Annotated in this window: 16 protein-coding genes; 3 read left to right on the forward strand and 13 right to left on the reverse strand. The window is 43.1% G+C overall.

What is annotated here, in order from left to right; translation table 11 throughout:
* Nucleotides 1-190 precede the first annotated feature (190 nt).
* The 8 genes from NSQ91_RS24430 to NSQ91_RS24465 form a co-directional block, all read right to left on the reverse strand.
* On the reverse strand, nucleotides 191-1,111 hold the full coding sequence (locus NSQ91_RS24430) for an ABC transporter ATP-binding protein (RefSeq protein ID WP_036683682.1): 921 nt from the start codon (nucleotides 1,109-1,111) through the stop codon (nucleotides 191-193).
* Nucleotides 1,108-2,103: an ABC transporter ATP-binding protein gene (locus NSQ91_RS24435; RefSeq protein ID WP_036683686.1), complete on the reverse strand. Its 996-nt coding sequence runs from the start codon at nucleotides 2,101-2,103 to the stop codon at nucleotides 1,108-1,110. The genes NSQ91_RS24430 and NSQ91_RS24435 overlap by 4 nt, the downstream gene beginning before the upstream one ends.
* An 11-nt stretch (nucleotides 2,104-2,114) precedes the next feature.
* On the reverse strand, nucleotides 2,115-3,050 hold the full coding sequence (locus NSQ91_RS24440) for an ABC transporter permease (protein WP_036683689.1): 936 nt from the start codon (nucleotides 3,048-3,050) through the stop codon (nucleotides 2,115-2,117).
* 3 nt (nucleotides 3,051-3,053) lie between these two features.
* The gene (locus NSQ91_RS24445) at nucleotides 3,054-3,986 is read right to left on the reverse strand and encodes an ABC transporter permease (RefSeq protein WP_036683691.1); all 933 of its coding nucleotides are present in this window, start codon (nucleotides 3,984-3,986) and stop codon (nucleotides 3,054-3,056) included.
* A gap of 221 nt (nucleotides 3,987-4,207) precedes the next feature.
* Nucleotides 4,208-5,917, reverse strand: a complete 1,710-nt coding sequence (locus NSQ91_RS24450; protein ID WP_340920271.1) for a peptide ABC transporter substrate-binding protein — start codon at nucleotides 5,915-5,917, stop codon at nucleotides 4,208-4,210.
* 150 nt (nucleotides 5,918-6,067) lie between these two features.
* Nucleotides 6,068-6,454: a DUF3397 domain-containing protein gene (locus tag NSQ91_RS24455; RefSeq protein WP_076129040.1), complete on the reverse strand. Its 387-nt coding sequence runs from the start codon at nucleotides 6,452-6,454 to the stop codon at nucleotides 6,068-6,070.
* 21 nt (nucleotides 6,455-6,475) lie between these two features.
* On the reverse strand, nucleotides 6,476-7,438 hold the full coding sequence (locus NSQ91_RS24460) for a ketopantoate reductase family protein (protein ID WP_340920274.1): 963 nt from the start codon (nucleotides 7,436-7,438) through the stop codon (nucleotides 6,476-6,478).
* A 107-nt stretch (nucleotides 7,439-7,545) separates the two neighbouring features.
* Nucleotides 7,546-8,196, reverse strand: coding sequence for an RsfA family transcriptional regulator (locus tag NSQ91_RS24465; protein ID WP_036683702.1), 651 nt, complete (start codon nucleotides 8,194-8,196; stop codon nucleotides 7,546-7,548).
* A 345-nt stretch (nucleotides 8,197-8,541) separates the two neighbouring features.
* Between NSQ91_RS24465 and NSQ91_RS24470 the strand changes: the two genes are divergently transcribed.
* Both NSQ91_RS24470 and NSQ91_RS24475 read left to right on the forward strand, forming a co-directional pair.
* Complete coding sequence (locus NSQ91_RS24470; protein WP_036683705.1) at nucleotides 8,542-8,778, forward strand: DUF2626 family protein; 237 nt, start codon at nucleotides 8,542-8,544, stop codon at nucleotides 8,776-8,778.
* A 139-nt stretch (nucleotides 8,779-8,917) separates the two neighbouring features.
* Nucleotides 8,918-10,045, forward strand: a complete 1,128-nt coding sequence (locus NSQ91_RS24475) for a coiled-coil domain-containing protein (protein ID WP_340920276.1) — start codon at nucleotides 8,918-8,920, stop codon at nucleotides 10,043-10,045.
* On the opposite strand, the gene NSQ91_RS24480 is transcribed toward NSQ91_RS24475, so the two are convergent.
* On the reverse strand, nucleotides 10,037-11,263 hold the full coding sequence (locus tag NSQ91_RS24480) for an extracellular solute-binding protein (protein ID WP_340920279.1): 1,227 nt from the start codon (nucleotides 11,261-11,263) through the stop codon (nucleotides 10,037-10,039). The genes NSQ91_RS24475 and NSQ91_RS24480 overlap by 9 nt on opposite strands.
* Nucleotides 11,264-11,643: 380 nt before the next feature.
* The gene (locus NSQ91_RS24485) at nucleotides 11,644-12,975 is read right to left on the reverse strand and encodes a PhoH family protein (protein WP_036683710.1); all 1,332 of its coding nucleotides are present in this window, start codon (nucleotides 12,973-12,975) and stop codon (nucleotides 11,644-11,646) included.
* A gap of 107 nt (nucleotides 12,976-13,082) precedes the next feature.
* Between NSQ91_RS24485 and NSQ91_RS24490 the strand changes: the two genes are divergently transcribed.
* The gene (locus NSQ91_RS24490) at nucleotides 13,083-13,658 is read left to right on the forward strand and encodes a YhcN/YlaJ family sporulation lipoprotein (RefSeq protein ID WP_076129034.1); all 576 of its coding nucleotides are present in this window, start codon (nucleotides 13,083-13,085) and stop codon (nucleotides 13,656-13,658) included.
* Between the two features lie 55 nt (nucleotides 13,659-13,713).
* On the opposite strand, the gene NSQ91_RS24495 is transcribed toward NSQ91_RS24490, so the two are convergent.
* From NSQ91_RS24495 to NSQ91_RS24505, 3 genes are all read right to left on the reverse strand, one after another.
* Nucleotides 13,714-14,166, reverse strand: a complete 453-nt coding sequence (locus NSQ91_RS24495; protein ID WP_340920284.1) for a pyridoxamine 5'-phosphate oxidase family protein — start codon at nucleotides 14,164-14,166, stop codon at nucleotides 13,714-13,716.
* A 101-nt stretch (nucleotides 14,167-14,267) separates the two neighbouring features.
* A complete protein-coding gene (locus NSQ91_RS24500) occupies nucleotides 14,268-15,368 on the reverse strand; it encodes an LCP family protein (RefSeq protein ID WP_340920287.1) in 1,101 nt (366 codons plus the stop codon).
* A gap of 82 nt (nucleotides 15,369-15,450) precedes the next feature.
* Nucleotides 15,451-15,747: a YlaH-like family protein gene (locus tag NSQ91_RS24505; RefSeq protein ID WP_076179286.1), complete on the reverse strand. Its 297-nt coding sequence runs from the start codon at nucleotides 15,745-15,747 to the stop codon at nucleotides 15,451-15,453.
* Nucleotides 15,748-15,791 lie beyond the last annotated feature (44 nt).

Genomic DNA, 15,791 nt, shown 5'->3' on the forward strand with positions numbered 1-15,791 from the left:
TCCAAGTTCGTAAAAACTCTCTATGATTGTATCCAAAGTCAGGAGCCGCGTCAAAGTAAAACATGTCTTGATATCAGCAACACAGGTACAGCCAACTGTTCAATTATACTATAAATTCATTAAATAATATCCTAAATACATACAAGAGGCGAGAGCATAATGCTCCCGCCTTTGAAAACCTAAGTATAAATTATGCGAATTTTTTGCTGACAAAGTGGCCTTTAGATACTTCTACTAATTCAAAGTCACTGTCATTGGTCTTATCGTTAGCAGAATAAATAGGGCTGCCAAGCTCATCATGCAAGTGAATACGTTTTTTGTTGACTTCAATTTCCGGATCCGGAACTGGAATAGCCGACAATAGGGATTTAGTATAAGGGTGGATAGGATTTGCATACAGCTCTTCACTTTCCGCCAACTCAACCATTTTACCCAAGTACATAACTGCTACGCGATCACTGATATGTTTAACCATGGACAGATCATGCGCGATGAAAAGATAAGTCAATCCAAGACGATCTTGCAATTCTTTAAGCAAGTTAACGACCTGAGCTTGAATGGATACGTCAAGTGCGGAAATCGGCTCATCACAAACGATGAACTTAGGATTAACCGCTAACGAACGGGCAATCCCGATACGTTGACGTTGTCCACCGGAGAATTCATGCGGATAACGGGTTGCATGGTCATGGTTAAGACCAACCATATCCAGCAGTTCTTCAATCCGTTTCTTACGTTCTGCACGGCTGCCAGCCATTCCGTGAATGTCCAGTGCCTCGCCAATGATATCAGAAACCGTAAACCGCGGGTTAAGCGATGCGTACGGATCTTGGAAAATCATTTGCATGTCACGGCGCATAGCCTTCATTTGATTTCCAGGCAATTTATAAATGTCTGTACCATTATATTTCACACTTCCAGCAGTTGGCTCATACAAGCGAAGAATCGTACGTCCAGCAGTAGTCTTACCACAACCGGACTCACCTACCATCCCAAGTGTCTCGCCCTCACGGATCGTGAAGTTAATATTATCAACAGCCTTAAGAACCTTACCTTTACCTACATTAAAATATTTCTTAAGACCTTCTACCTCTATTAGGTTCTTACTCAAGAGTACTGCACCTCCTTGGCCATCGAATGCAGATTCCAGCAACGCGCCATATGCGTTTCGCTGAATTCTGTGGCGCCGGGATCGATTTGTTCGCACACATGCATCGCTTCATTGCAACGAGCAGTGAACGGACAGCCGATCGGCGGCTTGATCAGATCTGGCGGTGTGCCGATGATCGGAATAAGCGGCTCGCCTTTCTTTTGGTCCAGACGCGGCATTGAGCGCAGCAGACCTTTGGTGTATGGATGTTGTGGATTTTTAAAGATTTCCCATCTTGTTCCGGTCTCCACAACCTCACCTGCATACATTACAATCACCCGATCACACATGCCAGCAACTACGCCCAGATCATGTGTAATCAGAATAATGGAGGTACCTAGTTTTTGCTGCATCTCTCTCATAACTTCCATGATCTGCGCCTGAATGGTTACATCTAGAGCTGTTGTAGGCTCATCTGCTATCAGCAAAGCCGGACGGCAAGCTAACGCGATTGCGATCATTACACGCTGGCGCATACCGCCTGAGAATTCGTGGGGATATTGGTTAAAGCGAGCCTCCGCATTTTTGATGCCTACTAATTTCAACATCTCCATACCTTGCTTTTTCGCTTCGGCCGCTGACATTTTCTGATGTTTAATCAAAACTTCAGTGATCTGTTTGCCCACTTTGATGGTTGGGTTCAGAGAAGTCATCGGGTCTTGAAAAATCATGCCAATATCTTTACCGCGAATAGATTCCATTTCTTTCATGCTTTTGTCTAGCAGATTCTGTCCTTGAAAAATAATTTCTCCCTTTTTCACTTTAGAAGGTGGAGAAGGGATCAACCGCATAATCGATTGAGCAGTTACACTCTTACCGCTGCCGGACTCGCCGACGATGGCAACCGTTTCGCCTTTGCCAATTTCAAAATTCATACCACGGACAGCTTGTACTTCTCCGCCCTTAACAAAAAAGGAAATATGCAAATCTTTGACTTGTAAAATAGGTTCCATCCATATTCCTCCTATTTCTTCAGCTTAGGATCAAGCGCGTCACGAAGACCATCACCGAAAATGTTGAAAGAAAGCATTGTTAAGCTGATTAGGATCGCAGGGAACAAGAAGCGCCATGGATAGTACAACCAGCCGGTGAGTGAGTCATTGATCATCGATCCAAGTGAAGCAACAGGAGCTTGTACACCAAGACCCAAGAAGCTTAGGAAGGCCTCAGCAAAGATAGCATTTGGTACAGACAGTGTAATGGTTACGATAATCGGACCAACCGCATTCGGCAGAAGGTGCTTGAACAACAGTCTCGCAGAACCAGCACCCATGGAACGGGAGGCCAATACGAATTCACGATTCTTGAGCTGCATAATTTCTCCACGCACAATCCACGACATCGTAATCCAGCCTGTAATGGTTAGAGCTAGGATGATTGTTCCAAGACTTGGCTCAAGAACGACCAAGAGCAAGATTACAACCAGCAAATAAGGAATAGAATACAAAATTTCAGAGAATTTATTCATAATATTATCTACACGGCCGCCGAAGAAGCCCATAATGCCTCCGTAGATAACACCGATGAACAAGTCGATGGCTGCCGCAGCAAGACCAACGATCAAGGAAATCCGTGCACCGTACCAAGTACGAACAAAGATATCACGACCAAGATCATCCGTTCCAAACCAGTGATCGGAGGAAGGGGGCTTATTGGTGCTCATCAAATCATTAGAATAATAGTTATATTTCGAGATAAAAGGTGCAAAAATCGCTGCAAGTACAATCAAACCCAGGATACCGAGCGCAGTCATCGCCATTTTATTTTGACGCAACCGTTGCCAAGAGTCTTTCCAAGCAGAGAGACTCTCACGCTGGATAACTTCGGCTTCTTTTTCATCTACACCGACTTTTTGAAAATCTTCCGGTTTTAGATTTAGCAAGTTATTTTCAGTAGCCACTATTTAGCCCTCCTTTCCTCCACTTAATTTCATACGTGGGTCAATTAATACATAAGCAATATCCGTAATAAAGCGGGCAACCATGAGTAATACACCATAGAAAATGGTTATCCCCATAATAACGGTATAGTCACGGACACCAATCGCTTCCACGAACTGTTTACCAATACCCCCAACACCAAAGATCTGCTCGATAACAACCGAACCAGTTACGATGTTAGCTGTCATTGGACCCATATAAGTAACAACAGGTAGAATTCCGTTACGAAGTACATGGCGGCTCAGAATAGCCATCCAGCTCAATCCCTTTGCTTTAGCCGTTTTGATATAATCCGCATTCAAAACTTCAAGCATACTTGAACGGGTCAAGCGGGCGATAAAGGCGATCGGCTGTGCCGAGAGCGCGGCCACGGGTAAGAAATAATAGATCGGCCCTTTAAAACCTGAAACCGGTACCCAACCCAGTTTGAAAGCAAATACATACTGCAGTAATGACGCGACTACAAAGCTCGGAACCGCAATCCCCAGAACTGCCAGCACCATAGCTGCGCTGTCAATAAACTTTCTGTGATAGAGTGCCGCCAACATGCCGAGAAATACTCCGACAATAACCGCCACAACGATTGCGACGAGTCCCAGCTTCAGCGACGCTGAAAAGGTTTGACTGATCAAATGTGATACATCTTGATTTAGGCGTTTCATTGAGACACCTAGGTCACCTTGGATAATATCACCTAAATACTTAAAATACTGATGAGAGAGCGGCTTGTCCAGACCATATTGTTCCATCAGACGTGCTTTAATTTCTGGCGGTACCTTCTTTTCAGAAGTAAACGGATCCCCCGGAATAGCTTTCATCAAGAAAAAGGTAGCTGAAATCAATACAAATAGAGAAACCAACATATAGAAAAACTTATTTGCGACATAACGAACCATCCCCATCACACCTCCTCCGACAATTTTTGATACACATAATAATGATTTTATGAAAAAAACGGATTTTTGTCTATTTTCTATATATGTTATTAATAACATTAATTAACAAATAGACAGGAATACAAAAAAAAGGGATATATATGGAATTCCACATATATATCCCGAAGTATTCTGCAACTTCAGTCAACTAACTATTCTGTTGTAATTACTAAAGCAATATCTTAGTGCTCAAGCAAGTATCCGCGAGTCAAGTCAATTGCACCACTAAAGTCAAGAGTAACACCTTTAAGGTACTCTTTAGTCAGGGAGTTGTTAGTGTAGTAGTACAAAGGAATCAGAACCATATCTTGCTCAATGAGCAATTTCTCAGCTGCAGCAAACTTTTCTTGACGTACTGCCAAGTCAGTGCTTGTTTTAGCTTCGCTGATCAATTTGTCATACTCAGGGTTAGCGTAACCAGTATCATTGTTACCGCCACCTGTTACCCACATATCAAGGAAAGTCATTGGATCATTGTAATCCGCAGTCCAACCAGCACGAGCAACTTGGTAGTTCAGGTTTTGACGGTTTTCAATAAATACAGCCCACTCTTGGTTAACGGTTTGTACGTCGATACCAAGATTGTTTTTCCACATATCAGCAATCGCCAAAGCGATTTTCTTGTGACCTTCACTTGTGTTGTAAGTCAGGGAGAATGTAGGCAGTTTATCCATACCTTCTTCTTTCAGACCTTCAGCAAGCAATGTTTTAGCTTGTTCTAGATCTTCAGTGAAGTAGCTATCTTTAACTGCTGTACGGTATTCACCATCAGCACCAGCGATACCCGGAGGTACATAACCGTAGGCTGGGAATTGTCCACCTTGTACTACATTGTCAATCAAAGCTTGACGGTTAATGGACATTGCAAGAGCCTTACGGATTTTAGCGTTTGTGAAAGGTTTTTCAGTGATATTGAATTCGTAGTAGTATACGGAAGCAATACCTTTACGGCTGAATTCGTTAGGAAGTTCTTTTTGCACGATTGGAATTTGTTCTGATGGAATTTCACCAGTTGGTCCACCGGCACGATCGTATTCACCGTTCTTGTAGCTGAGCAGCTCAGTTGCACCGCTGTTTACAAGGGAGAAGTCGATTTTGTTAAGTTTAATGGAATCTTTATCCCAATATTTATCGTTTTTAGTTACAACAAGTGTTTGACCTGTAGTCCACTCAGTAAGAGTGAAAGCACCGTTAACGATCATAGTATCTTTGCTTGTTGCCCATTTAGGATTACTCTCAATGGATTTGTGTACAGGGTAATAAGTGTAGAAGGAAAGCAATCCAAGGAAGTAAGGAGTTGGGGCTTCAAGAGTAACTTCAAGAGTTTTCTCATCAACCGCTTTGACACCTACTTGACTGAAATCGGTAATTTCCTTGTTGTAGAACTTTTGAGCATTTTTGATGTAGTACAATTGATAAGCGTAAGGTGCAGCGGATGCAGCAGCAGGATCGAGCACGCGTTTCCAAGCGCGAACGAAGTCTTCTGTTGTTACAGGATCGCCATTACTCCATTGTGAATCACGGAGTTTGAAAGTATATACCAGACCGTCAGCGGAAACTTTCCAGCTTTCAGCAACACCTGGTTCAGCTTGACCAGATTCAGCATTCATGCGAGTCAGACCTTCGTACATTGTTGTCAGGACAGTGTGAGCTTGGCTATCTTGAGCCAATCCTGGGTCAAATGTTGGAGGCTCAGAACTAAGGTTAATTCTCAATGTTTGGTCAGCAGCCAATTTTTCTTCTGTAGCTGCATTACCAGTTGCCGTGTTACCAGTGTTAGCATTGTTACCTTTATTGCCGCTGTTTGCATTGTTTCCGCCGCAGCCAGCAAGCACTGTGCCGATAACAAGTACTAATGCAATCATTAGCAATAGACTTTTACTCTTCTTCATCTAGCAGTTCCCCCTAAATAGAATGTGGTATATGGTTTATGATTATACAACCAGTGGTCAAAAAAATCTAGTGCAATGTTTTCAGAAAATATTTTTTTTTTAAAACTTTAAACTTTTGTGACGTTGACGCTTCACCGAAGCAGTGGAACGTTACATCGCTTGTGATATGTAGGTAATTAGCCCAACAAACATAAATAATAAATATCCGAAGCTCATAAAAAAGAACGAAAGTCTCCAAACTGCCCGAAATAACCGCTTCCCATCTACCTTTCCTTTCATCCGATTTTGAGCTCCGCCAATCAGTCCAGCGGATATTAATACAATAATTAGTATAAGGTAAAACCCAAAACCGGAATTAAAGATGTTATTAAACAATGCGGAGACCGACAATAATAAAAAAAATGTGGTCACGTCCATAGCGAGCATAAAAGTTTTCTTTTTATCTTTTTTTAAGCCCTTTCCAATGAAAAAAACAATCAAAAACGGCACAATCGGAATAACGCTTAAAGTAATAACCGAATCCATCAGCAGTCCCATAGCTTCACCTCTCCCCAGAGATCATACCCCAATACCTTCTACTAATTGGCAGAGCCAGCGATTTAATGGTGCCGACACTCCAGATCGTTCTGCCATTTCTACAAGACTTCCATTGATCCAACGAATTTCTGTGGTTCTTGAAGCAAGTACATCTGCCAGCATAGATGAAATATTGCCAGACGTTAACCGGCACACCTGAAGGATGTTATCCCAAGCATCCTTATCATAAGTAATTTCACAGAAATCATACACCATTATTGCTTCTTCAAAAACTTCCTTCATTAATTGGAGGCGTTGCTCTGAAGACAACAGCTCCCCATTTGGAATACGCCAAATCGCCGTGAGTGGATTAATAACGGCATTGATCAAGAGCTTCCGGTAAATCATGGTATCCACTTCATTCGACAAAAAGGCTGCGAATCCTGCCATTATGAGAACTTCTATTAAATTATTCGCTTTTAAATCATTATGTATGCTATGAGCTTGTCCATCCCCTAAGCTCCATTTTCCTATCCACACCTCCCCTGCTCCTGCATGAATGACCTCAGTTAAGGATTTGCGCTTCGCAGCCTCCGTAGTCACAGCTACATATAAATTGGCGTTTGGCAACAAGCCTCCTAACATCTCCATATGTCCTGTACCATTCTGAAAACAAATCATATGTACTTGCTCTTCCTTAAGTAGGGATAGAAATTCAGGCAAATCATTATGTAGAGTATTCTGTTTAACCGTCACCACGATCCAATCACTCGGCTCTTCTAGATAAGCACTAGCGAACTCCCCTATTGGCGCGGATACAAACTGATCTTCCGAAATTGTTATCGGCTCGCGTCCATCCTCGTAGGTAACCGTTAAGCCATCACGCCCTAATCGTTGGCATTGTTCTATCCCTCGGCACCACAGCCTCACATCATTTCCGGCTTGGATCAGTCTCCCTGCCAGCAGCAGCCCGAGTGAACCTGCACCAATTATATCAATTTTCATATAACCCTCCTGCTGATCTTAAGCACAATTTTTCTAAGTATACCAAAAACCCCGCAAGTGGTGCTTAAAAAGCAGACCACTTGCGGGATTGTTAGTTAACCTATCGTTCATTCAATGCGTTCTAAATTTCCGTTACCATCCATTTTGAAACGAGTCTTCATTTCTTCTTCTTCTTCATTTAAGAAAGCAAGCCTGCGAGCACGATCCATAATCTGAATTAAAGCTTTGTAATCATCGTTGACTACCCGGTAGTCGCTTTGAGCAAGATTAACCTCTTTAGACAACCGCTCATTCTCAGATCGTAATTCTGTTAATTCATCTTCCTTCTCGCGCAGGTCTCTTTCCAGCATTTTCAGCTGACGTCCTGCTTCCTGGATCGTACCCTTCCATTGTCTTAAGAAACGAATGACCGCATCAATGGATAATGTGTTTTCACTTAATCCCTCACCGCGCCCAAATTCCTCATCGACATCACCCAGAATGAGACCAGCTACTTGCGCTCCTCTTACTGACGGCTGCTTTTTCAGGTAGCTACGCTTTTGACGTTGCCCTTTAGCAATACCGATGGCACCTTCATAACTTTTCCGAACACAACTGTTCCAGCGGAATCCGCAAGCGGCCGAAGTTCTGCCGATTTTTTCACCCACCTCTTCAAAAGCGGCAAGCTGTGTGCTGCCCTCCCGAATGTGTCGCAAAGTTACTTCTGCCAATATTAGATCATCTTCTGCACTCCAAGCGTCCTGTCTAACGGCTGTCATAAAGCCAAACCTCCTAACAACGTCATGAAATAACCATCTCCATAACCGGCAGTTCTGCCGGGTAGTGAATAGGGATAAAAGCTGCTTACTCCATTTCTATGCTTCTCATAGAGTTCATAGAATCTATTTGATACTAATTTGTATTTCCATTATCTGCGTACATCATACGCATAAAACTATAAATTCTCTTTTTTAAAGCACTAATCACTCAGGTCAATTATAAAAATCACATTTTTTGAAGATTAGTGCATTTTTTTCAATGAATTCGTTTACACATAATTATGTTGAGGGTATAATAAATCGAAGGAATATTCGTGAGATACATACTGGAAGGGGGACTCTCTCTTGGACCGCATGTTTCGGGTATTAGGTTTTTTCACATTAGCTATTGGATTGATGGCTTTCGCCGGAGGTCTAACAGAAATGGCCTTGCTTTTCTTTTTACAAACTGCATTTTTCGTAATACTTGGCTATATGAAATTTACTGAAAAAACTTATGTTCTTCTCTTCTGGGCATACATGATTCTGACTTTCACCGGATTTAGTTATTGGACGATCTTTCAAATGGGTCTTCCACTATAAATTGCAGTACTCTTTTGGAGCGGATGAGGTCCTTATCTTATAAGGATCACTTCCGTTTTTTTGTTTGTATGCTATTTTAGAAGGGTTAAACATATTATTAGTACATACATATATCATTTCAAAAAAAGGTGGTGGTGTGGTGCGCTCCCGCAATTTACAAAGCCGCATGATTGCAACCATACTAATTCTCTTCTGCTGTACTTTGTTTCCGTTACAACCTGTGAAGTACTTGTCTGCCGACCCTAGCGGTGATTTTTTCAACTCTGCTATACCAGATAATGAAGAAACCCGTAAACTACTTGAACAGACCTTGTCTTCTGCAGAAATTGAACGTGAAATCATCAAGATAACAGCCGAACAAAAAGCGCTTGAGCAAAAGGTAGAAAGCCTGAACAGACAAGCTACCCAGAAAAAAACAGCCATTGCGGACCAACAGGAACGGGCAGGTGCAGTTGTGCGTTCTTATTATATGGGGGATAGAGATAATCTTCTGGCCGCGTTTTTTTCAGCAAAAAGTATCAGCAGATTCCTGGCTCTGTTCGATTATTATGAGATTATTATTGGAAATGACCGCGATATTCTCTCACAATATGAAGAACAATATAAGGATTTGAAGGCTACCCTTCAGACTGCGAAGCGAAACTCGGAAGAGCTCGCCCGATTGCGTACGGCTCTGGAGGAACAGCAAGTTCGGGTAAACGCGCTCAACAAGGATATTGAGGGTGGGATTAAAAATAGCAGCGATCCTGAAAATATGAGTACTCTACTTAAAGAATTCACATTATATTGGGAGAATATCGGCCTGCACGAGGTAAAAACTTATTTCAAGGCGTTATCCTCCGCAATGAATAAACTACCACAGTTTGTTCAGAATCGAGAGGGTGTACTGACTCGAAAAGGAATGACTTATGAGCTAAACCTGAAGGAAGAGGATCTGAATGAATTTTTGCAATCGCAGAATTCGCTGTTTAAAGACTTCGCCTTTCATTTCAATGACGGATCGATTACTGCCACTGGAAAAAGCGGAGTGCTAGCCCTTTCACTGACCGGTCACTATACCATTCAGGAAGAACCGATCAACGGCCTTATATTCCAAGTCGATCATATTGTATTTAACGGTCTTGAATTGCCTGACACAACAAGAAAAACGTTGGAAGAAGAATTTGACTTAGGCTTTTATCCAGGCAAAATAGTATCTTTCCTTCGTGCCACGGCAGTAGATAGCCAAGAGGGCGTCTTGCATGTTAAGCTTTCCATTTCATTTTAGGCCTTCTTTTAGAAATTCTTTGTAGCCTTCCGCATCTATCTGCCCTGTTAATAGTAACGATACAGCTTCAACAACCTTACTCCAGCCGCCCTGTGACTCATCCTCCGGGGCGGTTTCTTCTGTCAGCAATAGCTCAACATCGAAGGGAAGCTTGTATTTAAAAGCATGCTCCGAACGATAAAGAACATCAAGCGCCGGCAAGCTCCCCGTATTCTCCAACCAATCCAGCTGAGCATCCTCTGAGGTGATAAAGGTCAGCCAATTCACAGCTTCCTTTGGACTTTGAGATTGAGCTGGAAGGGCAAAAGATCGACTGTAACAGGATTCAAACCCACCCCCATTATTAGCAGTCAGGGCCGGTACAGCAGCAAGGGATGAATTTCCATGCTTCTGCCACTCGGATAACGGTAATGAAGCAACGGCGACACTACCTCCTTGTAGCATATCCCAGACATCTTTATTGTAGCGGCTGGTGAGATAAAAATAACTGCGGGCGTTCTGAGTCCAATTCAACACCTCTTGGTTATCTGCTAACAAGCTGCTATTCATGCTCTCCATTACCGCTGACAATCCATAAGGATTACGGGTATCCATCGCGAGTAAATATTTCCCTTGCTCTTTAAGCACATTCTGAAGCAGGATATTCCACTCTTCGAGGCTTTTGGGTAATGCATTAAAACCCAGCTCCGCCAGCCGTTGTGGGGAATAAACAAGCACGTAAGGATCTATATCTAACGGGACTCCCCAATTATATCCATTCCACTGCATCCAGGGGATCAACTGTGTTAACGGTGCACTCCCCGGAACGCTCTGATACACATCCATCGGCAATAAATATCCACGTGTGGCCCAGTCCAGAATGCTTCGTCCATCTGCCATGACTATATCCGGGCTGTCCCCGATCGTTAAATCATGCTTCAATACCTCATCGGCATCCTCCATATCCACATTGCTTAAAATAACCTTTACTCCACTTTCTAAGGTATAACGGTTGCTAAGGAGCTCCAGTTCACTAAATTCTTCGCTATTTAACGATACTCTTATGTGTAAGCTATCTATAGTTCCCTCATCTCCGGAAGAGGGATGGGTCGACTGACTTTGTGGTCTTTTCATAGGACGTGGATCGTTACTGGTACTCAATTCCATACTGGGCGACAGGCTTGTCAGCGATAGTAGTAAAATTGCAAAAAGCAGCCAATAATTTTTGCGTTTCAGCACGATTTCCCACCTTCCCTTTTGATTGGTCTCCCCTATTTTACCAAACCCTCCGGTGCTTGTCTTTAGTTTGTGAAACCGTTCTCTTTCTATTATATGGGTGAAACGCCAGAGGCATTAAAAATAGGAAGGTGATCTGACCGCCATTACAAGAAAGCTTTGGACTTCCGATCACTGTTATCCTCAGATTTCCTGATCTAATTACCGCATCATGCGGTTAAAATCCGAGGATAAAGGCGAACGCTTCGCTTCTACAGTTCCAAACTTTCTTTCCATGGCTCTAATCACCACAACCAACTTTAAATTCCTCTGCAGTTTCCAGGCGGGCAGGAAAAAGCCGGGAGTGTTTGCTTCTCCCGGCTGAAAATAGGATTGATGAACGGTTAGAGTAGATCCGCGGCCAATTGCGCCAAGCGGGAACGCTCACCTTTTTCCAAAGTAATATGTCCGCTAATCCCTTGCTGCTTAAACTTCTCGACGATATAGCTCAGTCCGTTGCTCGCAGCATCCAGATATGGATGATCGATTTGCTCTGGATCGCCCATTAGAATGACTTTACTTCCTTCTCCCGCTCTGGAGACAATGGTCTTCACCTCATGGCGGGAAAGGTTCTGCGCCTCATCAATAATAATGAACTGCGATGGGATTGAACGGCCGCGAATATAGGTTAAGGCTTCTACCTGTATACTTCCTAACCCCATTAAGATTTTATCGATATCGCCAGCTTTTTTGGTATCGAACAGGAATTCCAGATTATCATAAATAGGCTGCATCCAGGGTCTAAGCTTCTCATCCTTCTCACCGGGCAAATACCCAATGTCTTTACCCATAGGAACGACCGGACGGGCGATAAGCAATTTTTTGTATTTATGTTCATCCTCCACTTTGAATAGTCCGGCTGCAAGCGCCAATAACGTCTTCCCTGTCCCAGCCTTACCCGTGATCGTTACGAGTGGGATTTCATCATTTAGCAGCAGCTCCAGTGCCATTCGTTGTTGAGCATTACGGGCGCTAATCCCCCAAACCGAATCATTGCCCAGATAGAGTGGCTCCAGACGTGTGGCATCACTATTCACTTTGAGAAGAGCTGATTTGCCAGTGCCAATCTCATCCTTGAGAATCACAAATTCATGAGGGTACAACGGATACGACAACGCAAGCTGTTTTACCGTCAGAGAGCGGTGACTGTAATATTCATCAATCAATGCGGGATGAACCTGCAGAGATTGGTAACCAGTGTATAGTTCATTTAAGTCTCCAGTACGATCTGACAAATAATCCTCTGGCGTAATTCCCAGTACATCCGCTTTAATACGAACCAGTACATCCTTGCTCACAAGCACAACGGGACGCGGATCGGGCTTCTCATTCTCTTCATTCAAATAATTGAGAGCAACAGCCAAAATCCGATTGTCGTTAGACACCTCGCCAAACATTTCCTGTACCTTCACAAAACTGCGATGGTTAAGTTCTACCTTCAGCTTGCCTCCATGCTCCAGTTCCACACCACTATGCAAATGACCTAGTTCCCGGAGTCCATCAAGCAATCGGGATACCGTACGGGCATTCCGACCGATTTCGTCAGCATTGCGCTTCTTGGAGTCGATTTCTTCCAGCACAACAGCCGGAATAACCACCTCATGCTCCTTGAAAGAGAAAATTGAATTGGGGTCGTGCAAAAGCACGTTGGTATCTAGCACAAATATCTTGTTCATATTATCCCCTCCACAGCGCCTGGTTTGATTGATCATACATAACTCTTTCCGCCAAGGGAAAAGATATGGTACAGAAACGATTCTTTGGCTGAAAGGAGTAATCACATATGAGAAAATCAATATGTCTGTTGCTGGTACTGCTGCTACTGACAAGCTGCGGTATCGCTAATAAAAAGACATCACCCTCTCCTCAGAATAAACAATCTGCGAATGCTGTAAAGGGTACGGGGAACCATGAGGTTCGGCAATTGTCCAATGATGGTGCGACTAATCCTAAAGCCACCTCAAAAGCTGGTCAAGCCGTCAATGTTAATGGAGAAAGTGAAATTGCACTTAAGGATCATTTTGAACAGTTGGCCAAAAGAGTTCCCGGTGTAAATGGCGCACACTGTGTAGTCATGAACAAAGTTGCCATAGTTGGTCTTGATGTAGAAGGTTCTCTGGGCCGTTCACGTGTAGGAAGCATCAAATATTCTGTAGCGGAAGCCATCCGCAAAGACCCAAGAAGTGTACGGGCGCTTGTCACTGCGGATATGGATCTCTCCAGCAGATTAGCGGAAATGAGCCGCCATATCTCCAAGGGACATCCGATATCCGGATTCTCATCCGAGCTGGCCGATATTATCGGACGAATCATGCCACAGCTGCCAGAGGATACCAAGCCGCAAAAAAATGCACAGTAGAGATTAAGAACAAAAGATGTTCTTTGAGTTCAAAAAAAGCCCAGTGATATTTTCACTAGGCTTTTTTCATGGCAGCAAATACTTGTCCGTCCAACTTCTCAGCGGCACGTCCATCATAAACTTTCGCATATCTTGGGGCGGAGTCCAGCTGCGCGCCGTAAAAAAGCGCGTTGCGGACCGCTTGAATTTCAACATCAAAACAGCACATCTTAAAAGGAACTTCTTCTAGCGGGTCCTGCCTTACAGCAGCACTACCGTTAATGGCATAGACAGTTCCTTCACCAAACACAGTTATAGTTATTAATGGATTAACCTTCATATTATTCACAAGTCTTGAACGATGATCAATAGCCAAACGCACAGTACTAGGACTAACAGCATAAAGCCACGAAATAGCTGTGGATGTAGGACCGCCTGTCTCCGCATCAACTGTGTTTAGAAGAACAAAGGTTTCCGATTGCAGCATCGATAGCAAAGTTTCATTCAGCTGAGCAACGGCTTCGGACATAAGTACTGGCCCCCTATGCGACGTTAATTCATTCGATTTATTATATTATAGCACAGGCTGAAACTTGCATTCAATTTTAGCTATGGAAGATATTAAGGTCCTCAAGGCGTCTCAGCAGCTGTCGAATCAGCTCCCGTGGAAATTCCTGCAATCCGATCCTGCAAGCTTTTCTTAGCGGCCTCAAACTCCTCATCATTAATATATACATATGGACTTCGCCACGTTCCAGTAACCGGCTTGAATTCGATATTCTCTTTGGAAATCTTCCAATACGTCGCAATCATATCTTTGATTTGCGAATTTTCGATATCTGTCTTCATGTTACTGTCCACTGCATCAAGCACCTTGCCGATTTTTAATACGCCACCAAGCGATTGCATCTGATCCACCAGACTGTTCAGAACTTCGTTCTGGCGTTTGTTGCGATCAAAATCATCTGATGCGTTGGTCTTAGGCTTGCAATTGGATTTACGATACCGCACATAGTCCAGTGCATTTTTTCCATCCAGCTCTGCCGGACCCTTTTTCAGATTGATATTCGTGCCATCCACAGTGTCTGTATAACACATATTTTCACTAATATTTACTTCGACTCCCCCAAGCTCGTCCACTACATCACGGAAGCCCTGAAAATCAAGAATCGTTGTATAATCTACATCAATATCCAAATACTTACCCATCATCGTCTTCATCTCATCTTCAGCCAGTAGACCAGAGGATTTCTCCTTACCCTTGAAGCGAGCATAAAATTCATTAATTTTCGTCTTCTTATAGCCGATTAGCTCCACATAGGTATCACGAGGAAGCGAAACAATAGTCGCTGATTTAGTCTTAGGATTAAGTGCTGCAACCATGATTACGTCAGTCAAATAAGACTCGTGTTTAGGTCTGTTATCCGTTCCCAGTATAAGCATTGTCAGTGGTTTTTCTGAAGCGGAATGCCCTGGAGCAACCGTACCCTCAACCCCTGCATTAAATACGCCATGCTCAAGCTTCCAATACAGATAACCGCCATAACCCAGCACGCCGAGGATCGCAATAATTAGCAAAGTTAACAATACTCTAACTAATCTGCCAAAAAAACCTCTCTTTTTCACTTTCTTTTTCGTTTTTTTCTTAGAAGCACCCTTCACAGGCTGTTTTCTATTAGTAGGTTGTTGCCCGTTTGCTCTTGGAGGTAAACCGCTGTTTCTTGTACTCATAATAGAATAAAGTCCTTTTCATTTCATTTAGAATTAGAATTGCTACATTAATTAGACGATCCTTAAGGTACAAAAGTTGCGATTACGATCTCTTCGCTGCTGCCGCAGCCTTTCTCTTCTGTCGAGCTTCTACTATATAACGTATCCGTACCATCAGCATTAATCCGACAGCAACCAACAGACACTGGATAATCGGAAGCTTATCATGTTGGAAAATGAGGAGCATGCCAGAGCCAACCGCCATCATTATGTAGAGCATGATTTCCTTGCCAATCGATAACTTTTGATTCACACGAAAGACTTGATTATAAACAAAAGTAAGCAATATAAAGATAACAATATAAGCGACGATTGGATGCTCAGCGAACCACACCTGCATAGATAACCGCACTCCTCCCAAATTTAAGATACGTTTACATTATA

The sequence above is a fragment of the Paenibacillus sp. FSL R7-0048 genome, from assembly GCF_038004505.1.
GTDB lineage: Bacteria > Bacillota > Bacilli > Paenibacillales > Paenibacillaceae > Paenibacillus_AQ > Paenibacillus_AQ odorifer.

Excerpts from the sequence above, each read along its gene's own strand:
- NSQ91_RS24505 (WP_076179286.1), bottom strand. The coding sequence starts at position 15,747 with ATGCAGGTGTGGTTCGCTGAGCATCCAATCGTCGCTTATATTGTTATC.
- NSQ91_RS24445 (WP_036683691.1), bottom strand. The coding sequence starts at position 3,986 with ATGGTTCGTTATGTCGCAAATAAGTTTTTCTATATGTTGGTTTCTCTA.
- NSQ91_RS24435 (WP_036683686.1), bottom strand. The coding sequence starts at position 2,103 with ATGGAACCTATTTTACAAGTCAAAGATTTGCATATTTCCTTTTTTGTT.
- NSQ91_RS24460 (WP_340920274.1), bottom strand. The coding sequence starts at position 7,438 with ATGAAAATTGATATAATTGGTGCAGGTTCACTCGGGCTGCTGCTGGCA.
- NSQ91_RS24495 (WP_340920284.1), bottom strand. The coding sequence starts at position 14,166 with ATGTCCGAAGCCGTTGCTCAGCTGAATGAAACTTTGCTATCGATGCTG.
- NSQ91_RS24455 (WP_076129040.1), bottom strand. The coding sequence starts at position 6,454 with ATGGGACTGCTGATGGATTCGGTTATTACTTTAAGCGTTATTCCGATT.
- NSQ91_RS24500 (WP_340920287.1), bottom strand. The coding sequence starts at position 15,368 with ATGAGTACAAGAAACAGCGGTTTACCTCCAAGAGCAAACGGGCAACAA.
- NSQ91_RS24465 (WP_036683702.1), bottom strand. The coding sequence starts at position 8,196 with ATGACAGCCGTTAGACAGGACGCTTGGAGTGCAGAAGATGATCTAATA.
- NSQ91_RS24490 (WP_076129034.1), top strand. The coding sequence starts at position 13,083 with ATGAGAAAATCAATATGTCTGTTGCTGGTACTGCTGCTACTGACAAGC.
- NSQ91_RS24485 (WP_036683710.1), bottom strand. The coding sequence starts at position 12,975 with ATGAACAAGATATTTGTGCTAGATACCAACGTGCTTTTGCACGACCCC.
- NSQ91_RS24450 (WP_340920271.1), bottom strand. The coding sequence starts at position 5,917 with ATGAAGAAGAGTAAAAGTCTATTGCTAATGATTGCATTAGTACTTGTT.